Origin of the sequence: Chryseobacterium gossypii (assembly GCF_041361455.1) — a bacterium.
Lineage (GTDB): Bacteria > Bacteroidota > Bacteroidia > Flavobacteriales > Weeksellaceae > Chryseobacterium > Chryseobacterium gossypii.
This window is the reverse complement of the sequence record NZ_JBGCUR010000091.1, coordinates 1-587: the sequence shown is the minus strand read 5'-3', so window position 1 is coordinate 587 and position 587 is coordinate 1. Positions and strand designations below refer to the sequence as shown.

Genomic DNA, 587 nt, shown 5'->3' with positions numbered 1-587 from the left:
CCGAGTTTGCTTACCCGAATGTATTGGGAGAAGGCTGGGGGCTAACCTATGACGGGAAGCATCTCATCGCTTCCGATGGCAGTAAACTGTTATACTTCCTGGACCCGAAAGACCCTTCAAAGCTGATTAAATATATCGCGGTGGCAGGAAGCTCACAGGCTTACGATCAACTGAACGAACTGGAATACCATAACGGATATATCTATGCCAATGTATGGCAAAAGCCCGTTATCTTAAAAATAAATCCGGCCACGGGGGAAGTAGTCGGCAAGTTTGATTTTACAGATATTGCCAGACAGAACACTAAAGGAAGTGATGATGTTTTGAACGGAATTGCCTTTAAGGGTGAAAATATGCTGGTAACCGGTAAAAACTGGTCAAAAATTTATGAAGTAGCCATAAAATAGAAATAGCAACGGTAATATTATACAGCGTTCCATAAGGAGCGCTTTTTTAGTAAAAATTGACGGATTATTCCAATGGAGTAAAATTTGCTATTTTTGGGAAATATTGAAAGTTTAATGAAAAAAAATATAATAGCGGGCTTTGCTGCGGTTTTGTTTCTGGTGTCTTGTAAGAATGATAAA

At 39.4% G+C, this 587-nt stretch carries 1 protein-coding gene; it reads left to right on the top strand.

The annotated features are described in order from the left end of the window. The coding region (locus ABMQ40_RS16690; protein WP_370901647.1) for a glutaminyl-peptide cyclotransferase at positions 1-407 on the top strand (407 nt) is incomplete at its 5' end. Between the last annotated feature and the right edge of the window lie 180 nt (positions 408-587).